General features: G+C 67.0%; 13 protein-coding genes. 8 read left to right on the top strand and 5 right to left on the bottom strand.

Translation table 11 applies throughout. The features are described 5' to 3' along the window. Positions 1-15 precede the first annotated feature (15 nt). Positions 16-1725 carry a bifunctional protein-serine/threonine kinase/phosphatase gene (locus WKW79_RS01625; RefSeq protein WP_340333346.1) on the bottom strand — a complete coding sequence of 570 codons (1710 nt, stop codon included), beginning with the start codon at positions 1723-1725 and terminating at the stop codon, positions 16-18. A 65-nt stretch (positions 1726-1790) separates the two neighbouring features. Here WKW79_RS01625 and nirB point away from each other — a divergent pair, with 65 nt between their 5' ends. The 6 genes from nirB (at position 1791) to WKW79_RS01655 (ending at position 13219) form a co-directional block, all read left to right on the top strand. After that, on the top strand, positions 1791-4256 hold the full coding sequence (nirB, locus tag WKW79_RS01630) for a nitrite reductase large subunit NirB (protein WP_340333347.1): 2466 nt from the start codon (positions 1791-1793) through the stop codon (positions 4254-4256). Continuing rightward, complete coding sequence (gene nirD / locus WKW79_RS01635; RefSeq protein ID WP_340333348.1) at positions 4253-4681, top strand: nitrite reductase small subunit NirD; 429 nt, start codon at positions 4253-4255, stop codon at positions 4679-4681. The genes nirB and nirD overlap by 4 nt, the downstream gene beginning before the upstream one ends. Before the next feature lie 699 nt (positions 4682-5380). Continuing rightward, entirely contained in the window at positions 5381-8206 is a 2826-nt protein-coding gene (locus tag WKW79_RS01640; RefSeq protein ID WP_340333349.1) for a nitrate reductase, read from the top strand. Between the two features lie 423 nt (positions 8207-8629). Further along, positions 8630-10102 carry a patatin-like phospholipase family protein gene (locus tag WKW79_RS01645; protein ID WP_340333350.1) on the top strand — a complete coding sequence of 491 codons (1473 nt, stop codon included), beginning with the start codon at positions 8630-8632 and terminating at the stop codon, positions 10100-10102. A gap of 213 nt (positions 10103-10315) precedes the next feature. Then, positions 10316-11539: a CoA transferase gene (locus WKW79_RS01650; RefSeq protein WP_340333351.1), complete on the top strand. Its 1224-nt coding sequence runs from the start codon at positions 10316-10318 to the stop codon at positions 11537-11539. Positions 11540-11566: 27 nt separating this feature from the next. After that, a complete protein-coding gene (locus WKW79_RS01655; protein ID WP_340333352.1) occupies positions 11567-13219 on the top strand; it encodes an acyl-CoA dehydrogenase family protein in 1653 nt (550 codons plus the stop codon). An 18-nt stretch (positions 13220-13237) separates the two neighbouring features. Here the strand turns inward: WKW79_RS01655 and WKW79_RS01660 are convergent, their stop codons facing one another. The 3 genes from WKW79_RS01660 to WKW79_RS01670 are packed head-to-tail and all read right to left on the bottom strand — an operon-like array spanning position 13238 to position 16465. Next, entirely contained in the window at positions 13238-14254 is a 1017-nt protein-coding gene (locus tag WKW79_RS01660; RefSeq protein ID WP_340333353.1) for a Bug family tripartite tricarboxylate transporter substrate binding protein, read from the bottom strand. A 52-nt stretch (positions 14255-14306) separates the two neighbouring features. Further along, positions 14307-15266 (bottom strand): 2-hydroxyacid dehydrogenase, encoded by a 960-nt coding sequence (locus WKW79_RS01665; RefSeq protein ID WP_340333354.1) that lies wholly within the window; start codon positions 15264-15266, stop codon positions 14307-14309. A 2-nt stretch (positions 15267-15268) separates the two neighbouring features. Beyond that, complete coding sequence (locus tag WKW79_RS01670) at positions 15269-16465, bottom strand: mandelate racemase/muconate lactonizing enzyme family protein (RefSeq protein ID WP_340333355.1); 1197 nt, start codon at positions 16463-16465, stop codon at positions 15269-15271. Between the two features lie 116 nt (positions 16466-16581). On the opposite strand from WKW79_RS01670, the gene WKW79_RS01675 reads away from it, so the two are divergent. After that, positions 16582-17316 carry a FadR/GntR family transcriptional regulator gene (locus WKW79_RS01675; protein ID WP_340333356.1) on the top strand — a complete coding sequence of 245 codons (735 nt, stop codon included), beginning with the start codon at positions 16582-16584 and terminating at the stop codon, positions 17314-17316. 60 nt (positions 17317-17376) lie between these two features. Here WKW79_RS01675 and WKW79_RS01680 read toward each other — a convergent pair whose 3' ends face one another. Then, the gene (locus tag WKW79_RS01680; RefSeq protein WP_340333357.1) at positions 17377-18117 is read right to left on the bottom strand and encodes a TetR/AcrR family transcriptional regulator; all 741 of its coding nucleotides are present in this window, start codon (positions 18115-18117) and stop codon (positions 17377-17379) included. A gap of 261 nt (positions 18118-18378) precedes the next feature. Here WKW79_RS01680 and WKW79_RS01685 point away from each other — a divergent pair, with 261 nt between their 5' ends. Continuing rightward, positions 18379-19218 (top strand): fumarylacetoacetate hydrolase family protein, encoded by an 840-nt coding sequence (locus WKW79_RS01685; RefSeq protein WP_340333358.1) that lies wholly within the window; start codon positions 18379-18381, stop codon positions 19216-19218. The last annotated feature ends 75 nt before the right edge of the window (positions 19219-19293 follow it).

Here is a 19293-nt window from a genome sequence, read left to right on the forward strand (position 1 = left end):
GTCGACCTCGACCGTTCAGCGTGGCAGGAACAACAGCCAGAACAACAGCACCAGGTTGAACAGCACCGACACCACAAGCCCGATGCGCAGCAGCGCGGCGCGGTTGCGCTGCATCAGCGGCGTGGCGAGCGGCGCGGCGATGGGGCGCGATGCACCGCGTTCGAGCGCCAGCAACAGCTCCTCGGCGGTTTCGAAGCGCTGCCTTGGATCGCGTGCGACGGCCTTGCGCACGAGGTGGTCCAGCCACATCGGAACATCGGGCCGGATGCGCGACGGGGCCTCCGGATCGCGCCGATAGCGGGCCTGCTGGTACGGCTCGATCTCGCCGTAGGGCAAGCGCTTCGTCAGCCATTGGTAGAGCGTGACGCCGAGCGCGAACAGGTCGCTGGCGGCGTCGGCCGGCGCACCGTCCCATTGCTCGGGGTTGATGTAGCTCGGGGTGCCCGCATGCAGTTCGCGCGCGGCAGGGTCCTCGCGGCCCGAAAGTGCGACGCCCAGGTCCAAGATGCGCCAGCGGCCGTCGTCGCCGCAATGCAGGTTGCCGGGCTTGATGTCGCGGTGGATCACGCCATGCCGGTGCAGCCGGCCGAGCGCGCGGGCCCATTCGATCGCCGCGGCCACGACCGGAGCGACGGGCGTCAGCGTGCCGGCCTGCTGGATCTGCTCGAGCGTCCGGCCACTGTGCCAGTCGAAGACCGTGTAGAGCGCGCTGGCCTGCGCATCGCGCTCGTGCACGCGCACGAAGCCGGCCTCGCCCCGCGCGCTGACGCGCAATCCGAGCCATGCCTCATGGGCCAGCATGGCGCGCTCTTGCGCGTCGCTGGCGCGCGAAGGGTGCAAGGTCTTCAATGCCACCAAGGCACGGGTCGCGGTCTCTCGTGCCTGGTAGATCAGATGCACGCCGGTATCGGCAACGCGCGCGGTGATGACGTAGCCGTCGAGCTTGTCGCCCACCTTCAATGCGGGTGGCGGATCGAGCCGCCGGCCGTCGAACAGTTCATCGTCCAGTTGCCGTGCATCGAGGCCGACCACGCGCAGCACCAGCGCCGTGGCGTTGTCTCGCGTCCCGGCCGCAAGGGCCGCCTGCACCATCGCGTCGCTGGCCTGCCCTGCGCTTCCGGCCAAAGCGATTTCGCCGATCTGCGCCGCCTTGAGCACGCCGTGCACGCCATCGGTGGTGAGCACGAAGCAGTCGCCGACTTGCACCTCCCCCTGTTCGTAGTCGACACGGACCTGGTCGTCGAGGCCGATCGCGCGCGTCAACTGCGCCTTAAGGTCGGGATGGTCGAGCGCATGGTCGTGCGTCAGTTGCACGGCCGGCGCACCGTCGGCACGCACGCGCCAGGCCCGCGTGTCGCCGACATGCGCCAAGGTGTAGCGATGGCCGTGCAGCACCAGCGCGGTGAGCGTTGCAAGGCCGGTGAGGCTGCCCTGGCGGCGCTGGTTGTGGGCGGCCAGCCAGGTGTTCTGCGCGCCGATCACGCGGTCCAGCGCGACGGTGGCATCCCAGGTGTCGGGGGTCGCGAAGTAGTCGGCCAGCAGGCCCATCACGGTGGATTGGGCCGCTTCCAGTCCGCCACCGCCGGTCGACACGCCATCGGAGATCGCTGCAACCAGGCCGCGCGCCTCTTCGCCCCGGGGCGCGTGGACCGCACCCGCGAAGTCCTCGTTCGCCTCGCGCGGTCCGAGGTGGCTGGTGTAGCCGATGTCCACTTCAAAGCTCATGGGGCGATTCTGCACACGCGACCCAGGCGCACCCTCCGATTGAATCCACGAAAGGTCTCCACGTCATGAAAAAGATGAAACTGGTGCTGGTCGGCAACGGCATGGCCGGCGTACGCGCGATCGAAGAGCTGATCAAGCTTGCGCCTGAGCTCTACGACATCACGGTGTTCGGCGCGGAGCCGCATCCCAACTACAACCGCATCCTGCTGTCGCCCGTGCTGGCAGGCGAGCAGACCGTGGAAGAGATCGTGCTCAACAGCTGGGAGTGGTATGCCGAGAACCACATCACGCTGCATGCCGGCAAGAAGGTGACCGAGGTCGATCGCGTGAAGCGTGTCGTGCGCGCGGTGGCAGACGACGGCAGCGTGATCGAGGCGGCGTACGACCGGCTGCTGTTGTGCACCGGTTCCAACCCTTTCATCCTGCCGGTGCCCGGCAAGGATCTCCAGGGCGTGATCGCCTACCGCGACATCGCCGACACCGACTGCATGATCGAGACCGCGAAGACGCACAAGCATGCGGTCGTGATAGGCGGCGGCCTGCTCGGCCTGGAAGCAGCCAACGGCCTGATGCTGCGCGGCATGAGCGTGACCGTGGTCCATGTGATGCCGTGGCTCATGGAGCGGCAGCTCGACGACGTGGCGGGGCGGCTGCTGCAGAAGTCCTTGGAAGACCGCGGCCTCAAGTTCCTGATCGGCGCCCAGACCCAGGAGCTCGTGGGCGGTGACGACGGGCGCGTGAAGTCGGTCAGGTTCAAGGACGGAAGCGAAGTACCGGCCGACCTCGTCGTGATGGCCGTGGGCATCCGCCCCAACACGGCGCTGGCCGAATCGATGCGCCTGCACTGTAACCGCGGCATCGTGGTCAACGACACCATGCAGACGGTGACCGATGCGCGCATCTACTCGGTCGGCGAATGCGCCGCGCACCGCGGCATTGCCTATGGCCTGGTGGCGCCGCTGTTCGAGCAGGCCAAGATCGCGGCGAATCACCTGGCGCAGTTCGGCATCGGACGCTACCAGGGCTCGCTGACCTCGACCAAGCTCAAGGTCACGGGCATCGACCTGTTCAGCGCGGGCGAATTCATGGGCGGCGAAGGCACCGAGGAGATCGTCATGAGCGACCCCTTCGGTGGCGTCTACAAGAAGCTCGTGATCAAGGACAACAAGCTGGTCGGCGCGTGCCTGTACGGCGACACCGCCGATGGCAGCTGGTACTTCAAGCTGCTGCGCGATGGCCGCAGCGTCGGCGACATCCGCGAGAAGCTGATGTTCGGCGAGTCCAACATCGGCGACACCGGGCACGAAGGCCACAGCAAGGCCGCGTCGATGCCCGACGAGGCCGAGGTCTGTGGCTGCAACGGCGTGACCAAGGGCACGATCTGCAAGGCGATCCGGGAGAAGGGCCTGTTCACGCTGGATGAGGTGAAGAAGCACACCAAGGCGAGTGCTTCGTGTGGTTCCTGCACCGGACTGGTCGAGCAGATCCTGATGTTCACGGCCGGCGGCGACTACTCGGCCGCACCGAAGAAGAAAGCCATCTGCGGCTGCACCGATGCAAGCCACCAGAACGTCCGCGACGCGATCCGCAAGGAGAAGTACCTCACGCACGCGGAGGTCTACGAGGGCCTGGGCTGGACCACGCCCGACGGTTGCGCGACTTGCCGCCCGGCCGTCAACTACTACCTCATCAGCACCTGGCCGAAGGAGGCCAAGGACGATCCGCAAAGCCGCTTCATCAACGAGCGCAGCCACGCCAACATCCAGAAGGACGGCACCTATTCCGTGATCCCGCGCATGTGGGGCGGGCACACGACGCCGGACGAACTGCGGCGCATTGCCGATGCGGCGGACAAGTACAAGATCCCGACGGTCAAGGTCACGGGCGGGCAGCGCATCGACCTGCTGGGCGTGAAGAAGGAAGACTTGCAGGACGTGTGGAGGGACATCGGCATGCCTTCCGGATTTGCTTACGGCAAGTCGCTGCGAACGGTGAAGACCTGCGTGGGCAGCGAGTGGTGCCGCTTCGGCACGCAGGACTCGACGCAGATGGGCAAGGACCTGGAGCATGCGCTGTGGGCGATGTACTCGCCGCACAAGGTGAAGCTGGCCGTCTCGGGCTGCCCGCGCAACTGCGCAGAGGCCGGCATCAAGGACGTGGGCGTGATCGGCGTGGACTCGGGCTGGGAGGTGTACGTGGGCGGCAACGGCGGCATCAAGACCGAGGTGGCGCAGTTCCTCGTGAAGCTGAAGACGGCCGAGGAAGTCATGGAGTACACCGGGGCCTTCCTCGAGTTGTATCGCACCGAGGGCTGGTATCTGGAGCGCACGGTTCACTACATCTCGCGCGTGGGGCTGGACTACGTGAAAAAGAAAATCATTGACGACGCCGAAGGACGCAAGGCACTGTGGGAGCGGTTGCAGTTCGCGTTGGATGGCGAGCCGGACCCGTGGTTCGAGTCGGTGCAGGCGTCGGTCGACGTGCGCCAGTTCACCCCGGTCGCGGCCATCGCGCAAGGAGTATCGGCATGACCGAATGGAAGACCATCTGCCGCATCGACGAAATCCCCGTGCTTGGTGCGCGCCGCGTGGCGCGGCCTGTGGGCGTGGCGGTCGCGGTGTTCCGCAACAGCCAGGACGAGGTGTTCGCGCTGTTGGACCGCTGCCCGCACAAAGGTGGGCCGCTGTCGCAGGGGATCGTGTTCGGCAACAGCGTGGCCTGTCCGCTGCACAACTGGACGATCGGGCTGGAGGACGGCTGCGCGAAGCAGCCCGACGAGGGGTGTACGCCGAAGTTTGCGTGCAAGGTCGAGGGTGGGCTCGTGATGCTCGATGCGCGCGAACTGGAGACGCTTGCGCTGAACCTGGAGGCGCCCCGTGCTGGTCCCGGGCGGGCTGTGCCCGCGGGACCATTAGGGGACGAGAGCTTTGATGTGCAGGCGCCGCATGGTGCTTGAAATGGTCACTGCGAGTGGCTCTGGTGAATCAGGGGCCGGGGGCGCGTCGACGGGCGGCATGCGGCACGGGCCGGCCGACCCTACTGCACTGGTCGCTTCGCGACTCCCCTGCAGTGCTCGCGTTTGGCGGGGTCCACATGAACTCGCTTCGCTCAAACAGCATGTGGCCCTGATCCGCCAACCGCTGCGCGCTTCGGCAGCGCACAAGGGATCGACCAACCCGCACCGCATGCCACCCGCCGACGTGGACGCGCTTGCGTTGCGCGGCCGCTCATCGGAAGACAACGCTCGGATCTACGTTCAACCACCCTCCGCAACGGGTCGGCTGTTGGTCTTCCTCCCTCTCCCTCTGGGAGAGGGCCGGGGTGAGGGCTGCCGCACCCCAACAGGGGACGCGATCTCAGCCCACCCCCAAGCCCGGTATGCGGTACGGGTCGGGCGACCCCTCTGCGCCGCCGAGCAGCGCAGCGTTTGGTATCCGCATAACTTCGCTGCGCGAAGTGAGCGGATCCCCGCTCCGCGAGCGCGGATCAGGGCTGGCGATTGTCTGAGCGAAGCGAGTTCGAGCCAGACCCCGCGAAACGCGAGCAGCGCAGGGCAGCCGCGAAGCGGCCGGTGCAGTGGGGTTGCACGGCCCGTACCGCGTACCGGGCGCTCCGCCCAAGGGACGACTTCGCCCGCATCCAAGTCACAAAAGCCATGAAAGAAACCAAGTCCACCTGCCCCTACTGCGGCGTAGGCTGCGGGGTGATCATCGAATCGCAGGGCGACCAGATCACCGGCGTGCGGGGCGACCCGGACCACCCGGCCAACTTCGGCCGCCTCTGCACCAAGGGCTCGACCCTGCACCTCACCGCCTCGGCCGAAGTCACGCGCCAGACCCGCCTGCTGCAACCCATGCAACGCCTCGAACGCAACGCCGACCCGCAGGCCGTCACCTGGGACACCGCCCTCGACACCGCCGCAGACAAGTTCGCCACCGTCATCCGCGAGCACGGCGCCGACGCGGTCGGCTTCTACGTCTCCGGCCAGTTGCTCACCGAGGACTACTACGTCTTCAACAAGCTCGCCAAGGGCCTCATCGGCACCAACAACATCGACACCAACTCGCGCTTGTGCATGAGCAGCGCCGTCGCGGGCTACAAGAAGACGCTCGGCGCCGATTCGCCACCGGCCTGCTACGACGACTTCAAAGACGCCCAATGCCTGTTCATCGTCGGCAGCAACACGGCCTGGGCCCATCCGATCCTGTTCCGCCGCATCGAGGACGCGAAACGCGCCAACCCGGCGATGAAGATCATCGTGGCCGACCCGCGCCGCACCGACACCGCCGAGATCGCCGACCTGTTCCTGCCCATCCAGCCCGGCACCGACGTGATGCTGTTCCACGGCATGCTGCACCTCATGCTGTGGGAAGGCTGGACGAAGCCCGAGTACATCGCCGCGCACACCACGGGCTTCGACGCATTGAAGACCACGGTTCGCGACTGCACGCCCGACAAGGTCGCGCAGACCTGCGGCATCGACAAGGCCGACCTGCTGGAAGCCGCGCGCCTTTTCGCCACCTCGGCCGCCACGCTGAGCCTGTACTGCCAGGGCCTCAACCAGTCATCCTCCGGCACCGCCAAGAATGCCGCCCTCATCAACCTGCACCTGGCCACCGCGCAGATCGGCAAGGCGGGCGCCGGCCCCTTCTCGCTCACTGGCCAACCCAACGCCATGGGCGGGCGCGAGGTCGGCGGGTTGGCCAACCTGCTGAGCGCGCACCGCGACATGTCCAATCCGACACATCGCGCCGAAGTCGCCGCGCTGTGGGGTGTGCCCGACGTGCCCGCCACGCCCGGCAAGACCGCCGTCGAGATGTTCCAGGCCGCCGCTGACGGCGAGATCAAGGCGCTGTGGATCGCCTGCACCAACCCTGCCCAATCCATGCCGGACCAGGCGACGGTGCGCCGCGCCCTCGAACGCGCCGAGTTCGTGGTGGTGCAGGAGGCCTTTGCCACCACCGCCACCTGCGCCTATGCCGACCTGCTGCTGCCCGCCACCACCTGGGGCGAGAAGACCGGCACCGTGACCAACAGCGAGCGCCGCATCTCGCGCGTGCGCCCGGCCGTCGCGGCGCCTGGCGCGACGCGGCATGACTGGTCCGCCGCCACGGACTTCGCCCAGCGACTGGAGGCCCGACTGCCCCCGCGCGCATCGACGACGCTGTTCCCCTACCCGCTCGACAGCGAGGCTGGCGCCGAATCGATCTGGAACGAGCACCGCGAAAGCACACGCGGACGCGACCTCGACATCACCGGCTTGAGCTGGCCCATGCTCGACGCCCAAGGCCCGCAGCAATGGCCCCTGCCCGAAGGCGCCAGCACCGGACGCGTTCGCCTCTACGAAGACGGCCGCTTCCCGACACCAGACGGCCGAGCCCGCTTCGTCGACACGCCCTACAAGCCTGTGGCCGAGCAACGCGAGGCCCGCTTCCCCTTCTCCCTCAACACCGGCCGCCTGCGCGACCAATGGCACGGCATGAGCCGAACCGGTACGCTCGGCCGGCTGTTCGGCCATGTGGCCGAGCCGGTCGTGCAGATGCATCCGCAGGACATGGCGCGCAGGCAGCTCAAGGACGGCGACCTGGTCCATGTGACGTCGAGGCGAGGCTCCCTGGTGCTGCCGGTGCAGGCCAGCGCGGAGGTCGGCATGAGCCAGGCCTTCATCCCCATGCACTGGGGTTCCGAGTACCTGAGCGGCAGTACGAGCATCGGAGACCGGGTGGGTGGCGTCAATGCACTCACCAACCCGGCGTTTTGCCCGGACTCGAAGCAGCCGGAACTGAAGCATTCGGCCGTGAAGATTCTCAAGGCGGAGATGCCCTGGAACCTGCTTGCCGTCGGGTGGCTCCCCACCGACCAGGCACTGTCCGCCGAACTGGCACTGCGCGGCCTGATGGCACGCTTCCCGTTTGCGACCTGCGTGCCCTTCGGGTCCGGCGGCAAGCTCTCCAGCGGGGAGACGGAGCGCACCGGCTTGCTGTTCCGCGCCGCCGCGTACGAACCCGCGCCGGACGCGCTGCTGCTGCAGGTCGAGCAGCTGCTCGGCCTGTCGAGCGCCGACACCCTGCGCTATTCCGACGCCCGCCACGGCCAGCGCCGCGCGGCGAGACTGGTGCGCGTGGGCACTGACGCCCACTTGGAAGCGTTCCTGCTCGGCGGTGACACGCGCGCGGAGGCGTGGATCAAGACGCTGCTGCAGGAGCAACTCCCGGCCCAGTCCTTCGGGCGCCAGTTGCTGCGACCCGGCGCAACAGCGCCGGCCGGCGTCGCATCGCGCGGCAAGGTCGTGTGCAGTTGCTTCGGTGTCACGGAGACAGCCATCACCGACAAGTTGCGCATTTGCACCGGTGACGACAAGGAACGACTCGCCGCACTGCAAGGCGCACTGCAATGCGGTACCAATTGCGGCTCGTGCCTCCCGGAACTGCAGCGAATGGTCCGCTCGGGCAGCAAGGCAACCGCCCCCGCGGGGCCTTGACAGGACAAATCACAGATCGATTTGCGGGGTTGGACGGCCGCGTGTGGCGCGTCCAAAAGGGAAACTGGTCAGGCGGTCTTGCCCGCCGGCCATGACGACATTAGGCTGCGGAACGTATGCGTTGCACGCGTTCAAGGTTCGCGCCTGGCTCCTTTGTCGCGCTCGGCTTCGCAATCCTGCTGCCGCCGGGAAAAGACTTGGCTGGCTGCGACATCGCCGCGCCGACGAGCGGCCAGACCAGCACCTGCAACACAACCCCACGGCGGTTCCTGTCGCGGCCCCATTCGGCAGTTCCGAAGTCACTGTCATGCGCGGGCGGCGAAGAGCATCGCGTCGTCTTCGGCAATGCCGGCTTGCGCTGGCGTCGGTGATGCGATGATTTTTGCTACAGCGTCACGAACGAATCATTCAAAGGGCTGGTTCATGAAGAAGCTTTCCGGTTCAAGGCACTTGCGTTTCGGCCGCCTCTCCAGCGCGCTCGCCGCGCTACTTCTGGGCGGCTGCAACACGCTGGCGCCGGTCAACGTGCCAATCGCCGCGGTCGACCCGTCAGCCGGATACCGGCCAGCCAACCTGCTGAAGCGCTCCAGGGTGGTGAAGAACAACCCCGAGACACTGGTGGTCCTGACCTTCTCGGGCGGCGGGACACGCGCAGCGGCTTTTGCCTACGGCGTGCTGGAGGAACTGCGCCGGCAGGACGTGGTCGTGAACGGCAAGCCCGTCAACCTGCTGGATGAGGTCGACATCATCACCGGCGTGTCTGGCGGCAGCTTTACCGCGTTGGCCTATGCGCTGTACGGCGACAAGCTTTTCACCGAATTCGAGCCGCGCTTCCTCAAGCGCAACGTGCAGGGCGCCCTGCTGCAACGCACGCTCAATCCCGTCAACTGGCTCAAGCTCGGGAGCCCGCTGTATGGCCGCTCGGAACTTGCTGCGGACTACTACGATGAAATCCTCTTCAACGGGGCAACCTTTGACGACCTGTTGAAGACGCCCGGCCCCGCGATCGAAGTCACGGGCACGGATCTTTCGACCGGCGCGCGCTTCGCGTTCTCGCAAGGCACTTTCGACCTGCTGTGTTCCGACGTCGGCCAGGTCCGGCTTTCGCGCGCGGCGGCCACCTCGTCTGCCGTGCCGGCCGTGCTGTCACCGGTCACGTACCGCAACTACGGCGGCAAGTGCGGCAACACGATGCCCGCGTGGGTCCAGGACGTGACGAGCGGCGACGACGAGCGTCGGCCGGCCGGGCGGGCATTGCTGCGCTACCGCGATATCAAGAGCTTCCAGGACAGTGCCAATCGACCGTACCTGCATATCGTCGATGGCGGCATATCGGACAACCTCGGGCTGCGCGGCGTGGTCGAAACGCTTGAGGAAATCGAGGCCAGCCCCGCCTACCAGAAGCAGGTCGACTTCCAGGCCTTGCGCAACATCTACGTGGTGGTCGTCAACTCCCGTTCGGCACCCGCGACCGACTGGGACACCCTGCCCTTCTCGCCTGGCATCACGGCCCAACTGTTCCAGTCGTCGAGCGTGCCGATCGACCACTTCTCCTATGAGTCGGTCGAACTGCTGAAGGACATCGCGCAGCGCTGGGCCGACAAGAGAAAACTCGAAGTGGCCGAGCGCAGGCTGGGCGGCGAGTCCAAGGCCTCGGCCGAAGCCGCAGTGCCCGAACTGAAATTCGAGGCCATCGACGTGAGCTTCGACTCGATCAAGGACCCCGTGGAGCGCAAGTACTTCATGAACCTGCCGACCACCTTCTTCCTGCAAGACCAGGACGTGGACAAGTTGCGCGCGCTGGCCGGCCGCCTGCTGCGCGAGTCGGACGCGTATGCCGAGTTGCGCAAGCGCTCTCGGGCGGTCGAGGCGGTGAAGGCTGGCGCAGCGCCGTGACGTAATTCGCAGGCGCTGTCTCGATTTCGACTTGACAGGGAAGACCGATCTCCAGCGCCTTCACAGTTCACCCCTCGATCAGCACGTCGATCTGTACGCGGTGGCGCCGGCAGGCAGCAGTCGCGAAGGTCGGCATGATCGCGGTGCCGTGCACGTCGATCACGGTTCCGGTCTTCACATGACACACTGCTGGACCAGGAGGAGCCCTCACCCGTGTACCCATTGCTGACCGGCCTGCGCATCATCGAGTGCGCCTCGTTCATCGCCGCGCCCTCGTGCGCCTTGCACCTGCGCCAGCTTGGCGCGGAAGTGATCCGCATCGACCCGATCGGCGGCGGTCCGGATTTCCATCGCTGGCCGATTTCGGAGGGCGGGCACAGCTACTACTGGGAAGGGCTGAACAAGGGCAAGAAGTCGATCGCCATCGACCTGTCCCGCCCGGAGGGCCGCCAGCTTGTCGTGGACCTCGTCACCGCGCCCGGTGCTGATGGCGGGATCCTGGTGACGAACTTTCCGAAGGACGGCTTTCTTGCGCATGAAAGGCTGTGCGCGCTGCGCCCGGATCTCATCACGGTGCGCGTCATGGGATGGCGCAATGGCGATTCGGGACTCGACTACACCATCAATGCGGCCCTCGGCATTCCGCTCATGACCGGCGGGGCCGACAACGGCGAACGTCCGGTCAACCACGTCTTGCCCGCCTGGGACCTGCTGACTGGCGCCTATGCGGCCTTCGTGACACTCGCCGCGGAGCGCGATAGGCTGCGCACCGGGCGCGGGCGGGAGATCACGGTGCCGCTGTCGGATGTTGCGCTCGCCGCGTTGGGCAACATGGGCCAGATCGCCGAGGTGCTGGACGGCGGCGACCGTCCGCGCCATGGCAACGCGCTGTTCGGCGCTTTCGGCCGTGACTTCATGAGCTCGGATGGCGAGCGCGTGATGGTGGCCGCGATCACGCGCCGCCAATGGACGGGGCTGCTCGCGGCATTGCGGCTCGAACAGGCCGTCGCGCAGATCGAAGCCGCTCTCGGCGTGTCCTTCGAGATGGATGAGGGCCAGCGCTTCTCGCATCGCGATGCGCTGTTTCCGCTGGTCGAGCGGGCCATCGGCGCCCTGCCCCTTGCGCAACTTCGCACACGCTTCGATGACGCCGGCGTTTGCTGGAGCACCTACATGACACTCAGCCGCGCCTTGAACGAAGAGCCGCGGCTGTCGCTGGCATCCACGATGTTCAGCGAGCTGGATCATCCGAGCGGGCATCGCTACCCTGCGCCGGGCGCGGCAGCCACTTTGTCCGATGCCGTCCGCGAGCCGGGCGTGCGCGCGCCGCACCTGGGCGAACACACCGACGCCGTGCTGGCCGAGGTGCTCTCGCTGTCCCCGTCCCGCATCGGTGAACTGCATGACGCCAAGCTGGTCGCCGGGCCAGCTTGCTGACACAACCACTTCGAGACCACGCGAACAATGAACGCCATCGTCCACGCTCCGCCGCTTGTTGCGCATTTCCAGGGCATTGCGGAAGCCGCACGCCAGTACGGCGATGCTGCCCAACGCGCCGCCGAGCGCATGTTCTGCCACGATGGGCGCGCCGACGCCTCGGTCCTGCATGCGGAGCAACGCGCGCTCCATGGTTTCGCCTGGACAGCGACGCTCGTGGAGGCGGTCGTGCGCTCCGCCCAATGGGGCCTGCGGCTGGCCGATGAAGGCCGCCTCGGCCCGCTTGATGCGCAGGTGCTGGCGGTTGGCCTGGCCGAGTACCTTGCACAGTTGTCCAGTGGCATTCCCATGGGCCAGAACGAAATCTTCCGCCCGCAGGAACTCGGCTTGCAGGATGCGGCAGCGCGGGTCATGGCGGACCCCGCAGTGCGCGAGTTGCAGTCACGCGGCGGGACGCCTGCCGCACGCTCGGCGCTGATCGACGCATTGCGCAGTGGGGAACAGCTCTGCGAATCCGCGCTCGACGAGGAACTGGACATGATCCGCGACCAGTTCCGCCGTTTCACCGAACAGGAGATCACGCCCCATGCCCACGCATGGCACCTGGCCGATGAACTCATCCCCGATGCGCTGATCGGCAAGCTCGCGCAACTCGGCGTGTTCGGCATCTGCATCCCGACCGAATTCGGCGGCATGGGCCTCGGCAAGCGGGCCATGTGCATCGTCACCGAGGAACTGAGCCGCGGCTGGATCGCGGCCGGCTCGCTCGGCACGCGTTCGGAGATCGCAGGCGACCTGATCGCATCGGCCGGCACGCCCGACCAGAAGGCGCGCTGGCTGCCGGCCATCGCCTCGGGAGAGGTGCTGCCGACGGCGGTGTTCACCGAACCGGACAGCGGCTCGGACCTGGCCTCGCTGCGCGCGCGCGCGACGCCCCTGCCCAACGGTGGCTGGCGCATCGACGGCAACAAGACCTGGATCACGCATGCGGCGCGCAGCGATTTGATGACGCTGCTCGCGCGCTCGGAGCCGGGCGTCGAAGGACATGGCGGCCTGTCGATGTTCCTGGCCGCCAAGCCGCGGGGCACGGATGCCCTGCCCTTCCCGGCCGAAGGCATGAGCGGCAGCGAGATCGCGGTGCTGGGCTATCGCGGCATGAAGGAATACGAGATCGCCTTCGATGGCTTCGAGGTGGCGGCCGATGGCGTGCTCGGCGGAGTGCGCGGGCAGGGTTTCCGGCAACTGATGCAGACCTTCGAAGGGGCGCGCATCCAGACGGCTGCGCGTGCTGTCGGCGTGGCCTGGCGCGCCTTCGACTTGGCCTGGCGCTATGCCAATGACCGGCGGCAGTTTTCACGACCGCTGGTCGAGTTCCCGCGCGTGTCGGACAAGCTCGCGATGATGGTGGCGGAGACCGTCATGGCCCGGCACCTGACCACCTTCGCCGCGACGGAGAAGGAACAGGGCCATCGCTGCGACATCCAGGCCGGCATGGCCAAGCTGCTGGCGGCGCGGGTGGCCTGGGCCAATGCGGATGCCGGCTTGCAGATCCACGGCGGCAACGGCTACGCCCTCGAATTCGAGATGAGCCGCGTGCTCTGCGACGCGCGCATCCTCAACATCTTCGAGGGCGCGGCGGAGATCCAGGCGCAGGTGATCGGACGCGGGCTGCTGAAATAGCGCCCGCTGGCAAGCGCCCTACTCCGCCTTGATGTTGTTGTCCTTGACCACCTTGCCCCAGCGCGTGGTCTCGGTCTTCATCCATTCGGCGATCTGCTGGCGGTTCATGCCCGAGGGCTCGGAGCCCAGTTCTTCCAGGTGCTTGGCGAATTCGGGACGCGCCACGATCTTGTTGATGGTGTCCTGCAACTTGTCGAGGATGGCCGGCGGCGTGTTGGCCGGCGCGAGCAGCCCTTGCCAGGAACCCGTCACGAAGCCGGGAATCTGCGAGGCCACAGTCGCAACACCCGGTGTCGCAGCGAAGGGCTTGGCGCTGGTGACCGCGATCGCCTTGACCTTGCCGCCCTTCACCAACTGGTTGGTGGCGATCACGCTCGCCATGGCGCTGTCGATCTGCCCGCCTGCGAGATCGGCCAGGGCCTGCGCGCCACCCTTGTAGCCGATGACGTTGAACTCGAAGCCCTTGTCCTGCGCGAGCAGGATGCCGGCCAGCTGGCTGATCGAGGCCAGCGGCGTGCCGAAGCTGATCGGCTTGGCACTCTTCTTGGCATAGGCGGCCAGTTCGTCGAGGTTCTTCACCGGCAGATCGTTCTTGACCACCAACAGGTGCGGCGAATAGGCCGGGATCGCGATCGGCGTGAGGTCCTTGGGGCTGTAGGTGGTTTGCGGCTGGACGCTCGGGCCGATGGTCAGCACGCTCATGTCGAGCAGCAGCAGGTTGTAGCCGTCCGGCGCGGACTTGGCCACATAGGCCGCGCCGATGTTGCCGTTGCCGCCCGCCTTGTTCTCCACGATGACCGGTTGCTTGAGCATCTCGCCCAGTTCCTTGGCCAGCAGGCGTCCCAGCACGTCGGAGGTGCCGCCGGCCGGATTGGGCACGGTGATGCGGATCATCTTGCTGGGGTAGCTCGCGGCGTCTTCCGCTGCAAGTGCGGGCCATGAGGCGCCGGCCAGCATCGCGGCAGCCGCCATGCCGAGCAATGCGCGCCTGGCGAGGGGGCGTGCGGACGAGGGGTTCTGGGTCTGGGCTTTCATGGGGATCTCCTTGGAATGCGTGGACGGGAAGGCGCGTGGCCGGCGGTTGTGTTCAGGCGGCTTGGTGGATCACGTTGAGGAGCGGTTGCCCCTTCTGCAGTCGCTCGATGTTCCCAGCCATGAAGCGATAGCGCCGATCGAGCAGCGCCGGCGTGATGGCCGAGATGTGCGGCGTGGCGCGCACGTTGGGCAGCTCATGCAGCGGCCAGCGCGAAGGGCTCACCGGCGGCTGGCCCTTCTTCGGGTACTGGTACCAGACGTCGAGGACGGCACGGCCGAGCCGCTGGTCGCGCAGGGCTTCGTAGAGCGCCTGCTCGTCCACCACTTCCGCACGGGCCACATTGATGAGCAGGGCTTGCGATGGCAACAGCGCGAGCTGGCGCGCGCCGATGAGCCCGCGGGTGCCGTCGTCGAGCGGGCAGCAGATCACCAGCACCTGGACGCGCGCAAGCACCTCGTCCAGTGCCGACACTGCCACGTATTCGTGGGCCAGTTCCGCGGCGCCCTGCTTGCCGCTGCGCGTCACGGCGATCACGTGCATGCCGCAGGCCCGCGCCCGGCGCGCGATCTCCTGGCCGATGTGACCGAAACCCAGGATCGCGACGGTCTTGCCGTCGGCCTCGTCGTGCTGGGCGCGGTTGGCATAGGCCGCTGCCCATGCATCGGCATCGAGGCGCGCCGGGTACTGCCAGAGTTGCAGGACGTGCTCCAGGATGGCGTGCAGTGTGAACTCCGCGATCGGCACTTCGTGGCCGTGGACGTTGCATACGGTGGCGCCCGAAGGCAGCGATGACAAGGCGATCTGTTCCGAGCCTGCGCCGGGCACGTGTACCAGCCGGCATTGCAGGCGCGCAGCCTCGTCGGCGTTGATGCTGTTGCCGATGACCACGTCCGCGCGGATGTCGCCAGATGCGGGGAAGGCTTGCAGGGCTTCGACTTCGTGCCCGGGGCCGAGCAGCTCGCGCAGCCGGGGGGCGTTCGGGGCGTGGAGGCCGACGATCTGGATGTGCATGTTCAGCGGCTTTCCCGGACGATGAGGTCCGCCCGCTGCTTGAAGCTGTCCTGCAGCCGGCTCCCGATCCCGGGCGCGACGGGCGGCTGGGCCATCCCATCCTGGATCACCGGCAGCACGGTGACGATGTCGCGGTACCAGGTGGCCAGCGTGGCGCGCACCACCTCCTGGTAGATGGCGGTCGGCGCATGCAGCGCCATGTGCAGGCCGGCCATCAGCGTGATCGGGCCGGTGCAGTCGTGCGGGGCCAGAGGCCGGTTGTAGGCCTGGGCCAATCCGGCGATCTTGCGGCCTTCCGTGAAGCCGCCGCACCAGGCCAGGTCCAGCATCACCACGTCGAGCGCGTCCGCGGCCAGGAGGTCGCGGAAGGGGCGCAGGCCGCCCAGCGTCTCGCTGCCGCAGATCGGTACGCGCGTGCGGCGGCGCAGGTCGGCGAGGCCCGCGGCATCGTCCATCTTGCAGAGCGGGTCCTCGACCCAGAACACGTTGTATTCCTCCAGCGCCTGGCAGATGCGCAGGGCCGAATGGCCGCCGAACAGGCTGTGCAACTCGCACATCACCTCGATGCGGTTGCCGACCGCCTCGCGGATCTGGCGGAACGGCTGCAAACCCTTTTCCAGGTCGGGCAGGCTGATCAGGTGGCCGCCGCTGGCGGGCGCGTAGATGTCGAAGGGCCAGATCTTCATGGCCTTGTAGCCCTCGTCGAGCAGGCTCTTCGCCAGGGCGCCGGCATCGCGCATGAAGGCGACCTGGTCGTCGTACGGGCCCTGGGCCTCGTCCCCCGTGCCGATGTCGCGCCGCTTGCCGGTGGTGTTGTAGGCATAGCCTGCACAGGTGTTGTAGACCGGTACGCTCATGCGCGCACCGCCGCCGAGCGCCTCGTAGACCGGCACGCCCTGCCGCTGGCCGGCCAGGTCCCACAGCGCGATGTCGACGGCGCTGGCCGAGCGCACCTCCACGCCCGAGCTGCCGTAGCCGACGTAAGGCGTGAGCAGGTGGCGCGAGATGCCTTCGATTTGCCGCGCGTCCCGCCCGATCAGCCAGGGCGCCAGTTCCTCATGCAGGCAGGTCTCGACCGCGGCCGCGCCGCGAAAGGTTTCCCCCAGCCCGACGAGTCCGTCGCTCGTTTCGATTTCGAGCCAGATCAGGCTGGGACGATCGGGAATGCGGTAGGTACGGAGGCTGCGGATGGTTGACATGATTGACAGCTTTTTATATCTTTGACAGGGTTGTAAGCGTGCTGTGAATTGTCCTTTCAGGCCATTCAAGCGTCAATCCAAGCCAAACTTGTATTTACCCTGTCAATAGCTGTCATATGAACACACCGCAATCCGCTGACGTCGAGCCGGCCGCCTCGCTTGCAAGCGGCGCCGCGCGGCTGCTGGGCGACAAGGTCTACGAGGACCTGATGCAACTGCTCGGCACGCCGGGCTTCGAGCCGCGTGCGCGCCTGCCGGGAGAAATGGCGCTCTCGCAGCGTCTCGGCGTGTCACGCCCGGTGCTGCGGCAGGCGTTGGCACGGCTGCGGGACGAAGGACGTGTCCATGTGCGCAAGGGCTCCGGCACCTTCGTCACCGACGCCCTGCCCCAGGCGAAGCCCATGTCCGTCAACACGCTGGAGAACATTGCCGACATCCGCGCCTTCCTGGAATTCCGCCTGTTCGTGGAAGGCGAAGCAGCGGCCCAGGCCGCCCGGATGCGCACCACCGACCAGATGCACCACATCCGCCTGTGCCGCGAGCGCTTCGATCAGGCCCTGGCGGAGGGCAGCGACGCCGTCGCGGAAGACATCGCCTTCCACGACGCGGTGGCGCAGGCCTGCGGGAATCGCTTCTTCGGCATGACCATGACCGCCCTGGCGCCGCAGACCCGCTTCAGCATCGGGCTTTCGCGCAGCCTTGCAGGCCGGCCGCAGGGGGAGCGGCGCGACGGTGTGTGCCGCGAGCACGCGGCCGTGGAACAGGCCATCGAGCGCCAGGATGCCGCGGCGGCGCGGCAGGCGATGGAGGCGCATCTGCGCGGGGGCATCGCGCGGCTGTTCGGGCAATAAGACCGGGCCGTTCGAAGCCTCAGGTCACGCAAGTACTCCGCGCCCCTCTCCTCGCCCGCGTCATACCGCGCGGCCGCGCTTCGCAGCCTGCCGCGGAGGCGAAAAGGCCGTCGTCCTGGGTTTCATCGCCGAGAAGATCGGCCCACTGATCGCGTCCGGCACCGCCAGGGGCATGTACGCGATGGCTTCCGCCTCCTTCGCGTCCAGCCCGAATCCCACCAGCACGCTGCGCAGGATGTGCTCCGGATGGTGGCTTTGCGTCGGCTCGGTCAGCATCGTCTCGATGCCGTAGAAGATCGAGCCGAGCACGATGTCGCGCGCCACGGTCACGCTGTCGACCTGGATGCGTTTCGCCTTGCGCGCGGCCTCCAGGTCGCGCGAGAGGTAGACGTCGATAAGCTGCCCGCGCGTCGCGATACGCGTGCCGACGCGCGTGATGAAGCCGCCCCACAGCGGATAGCGCATCGCCATCTGCATGTACATGCGCGTGCCGGCGGCGACGCGCGCAACGGGATCGTCGAGCTCCAGCACGATCGGGTCGACGATCGCCAGCACCTCGTCGCTCATGTCGGCGGCCAGTGCGAGCATGAGCTCGTTGGTGGTCTTGAAGTGGTTGTAGAAGGTGCCGCGCGCCACACCCGCCGCCGCGATGAAGTCGTCGATGACGGCCGCGTCCGGGCCCTTCTCCGCGAACACCGACAGCGCGCTTTCCAGCAGGCGCAGCCTCGTCTTCTCGCGCCGCTGCGCACCCACGCGTACGCGGTGATCTTCCGGAATTTCTTCGACTTGCCTGGTTGCCATGGGTCGCGAGGGTACACGACGAAGTCATACGACTTCGCCTTCAACCGCATAACTGCGTTGGATCGCCTTGCCGTGCCAAAGCACTGTCTGCGGCGCTCCGCCTTGTTCTGCCATTGAATGCAAAGCCGTATGACCTCCTCAACGGCACCCCTAGGGAAAGCACCTACGGTTTTGGATTCTTTGTCATATTGACGCTTTCGTCAAAACGAATAAAGTTCGTTCTAGACAAACCGTCCAAATCAAACCACCGAAGGCAAACCCATGAAGCTGCTACGTCACGGCCCCGCAGGGGCAGAAAAGCCCGGCGCACTCGACACCAACGGCCAGATCCGCGACCTGTCCGTGCTGATCCCCGACTTCACCCCCGAGTGGATGTCGCCGGCCAAGCTGCAGGCGCTCACCGCCATCGACCTGTCGAAGCTGCCACTGGTGCCCGAAGGCACGCGACTCGGCACCCCCGTCACCGGCGTGCGCCAGTTCGTCGCCATCGGCCTCAACTATCGCAAGCACGCGGAAGAGTCGGGCCTGGAGATCCCGAAGGAGCCGGTCGTCTTCACCAAGGCGCTCACCTCGCTCGCCGGCCCGAATGACGACGTCGAACTGCCCGAAGGCTCGGTCGCCGGTGACTGGGAGATCGAACTGGGCTTCGTCATCGGCACGCAGTGCAAGAAGGTGTCGGTGGCCGATGCGCTGAAGCACGTGGCCGGCTACTGCCTGGCCAACGACGTGTCGGAGCGCGACTGGCAGATCAAGCGCAACGGCCAGTGGGGCAAGGGCAAGAGCTTCGACGGCTTCGGCCCGATCGGCCCCTGGCTCGTGACCAGCGATGAACTGCCCGACCCGCAGAGCATCCCGCTCGAACTGGCCGTCAATGGCGAGGTCAAGCAGCAGAGCAACACCGCCGACATGATCTTTCCGGTGGCCGAGGTGGTGTCGTACCTGAGCCAGTTCATGACCCTGCTGCCCGGCGACGTGGTCATCACCGGCACGCCGCAGGGCGTGGGCCTGGGCATGAAGCCCAACCCGCAGTTCCTCAAGCGCGGCGACGTCATGACGCTGAGCGCCGGCGTGCTGGGTACGCAGCGTCAACGGGTCATCTGACCCACTCCAACCTCACCGCCCTCACTAGCGAACAAGCCGCAAGACGCGGCGCGGGCGGAGCTTTGCCCGAACCAA

The sequence above is a fragment of the Variovorax robiniae genome (genome assembly GCF_037889955.1).
Lineage (GTDB): Bacteria > Pseudomonadota > Gammaproteobacteria > Burkholderiales > Burkholderiaceae_C > Variovorax > Variovorax robiniae.

Coding starts and splice junctions, on each gene's coding strand:
- WKW79_RS01625 (WP_340333346.1), bottom strand. CDS start 1,725: ATGAGCTTTGAAGTGGACATCGGCTACACCAGCCACCTCGGACCGCGC.
- nirB (WP_340333347.1), top strand. CDS start 1,791: ATGAAAAAGATGAAACTGGTGCTGGTCGGCAACGGCATGGCCGGCGTA.
- nirD (WP_340333348.1), top strand. CDS start 4,253: ATGACCGAATGGAAGACCATCTGCCGCATCGACGAAATCCCCGTGCTT.
- WKW79_RS01640 (WP_340333349.1), top strand. CDS start 5,381: ATGAAAGAAACCAAGTCCACCTGCCCCTACTGCGGCGTAGGCTGCGGG.
- WKW79_RS01645 (WP_340333350.1), top strand. CDS start 8,630: ATGAAGAAGCTTTCCGGTTCAAGGCACTTGCGTTTCGGCCGCCTCTCC.
- WKW79_RS01655 (WP_340333352.1), top strand. CDS start 11,567: ATGAACGCCATCGTCCACGCTCCGCCGCTTGTTGCGCATTTCCAGGGC.
- WKW79_RS01660 (WP_340333353.1), bottom strand. CDS start 14,254: ATGAAAGCCCAGACCCAGAACCCCTCGTCCGCACGCCCCCTCGCCAGG.
- WKW79_RS01665 (WP_340333354.1), bottom strand. CDS start 15,266: ATGCACATCCAGATCGTCGGCCTCCACGCCCCGAACGCCCCCCGGCTG.
- WKW79_RS01670 (WP_340333355.1), bottom strand. CDS start 16,465: ATGTCAACCATCCGCAGCCTCCGTACCTACCGCATTCCCGATCGTCCC.
- WKW79_RS01675 (WP_340333356.1), top strand. CDS start 16,582: ATGAACACACCGCAATCCGCTGACGTCGAGCCGGCCGCCTCGCTTGCA.
- WKW79_RS01680 (WP_340333357.1), bottom strand. CDS start 18,117: ATGGCAACCAGGCAAGTCGAAGAAATTCCGGAAGATCACCGCGTACGC.
- WKW79_RS01685 (WP_340333358.1), top strand. CDS start 18,379: ATGAAGCTGCTACGTCACGGCCCCGCAGGGGCAGAAAAGCCCGGCGCA.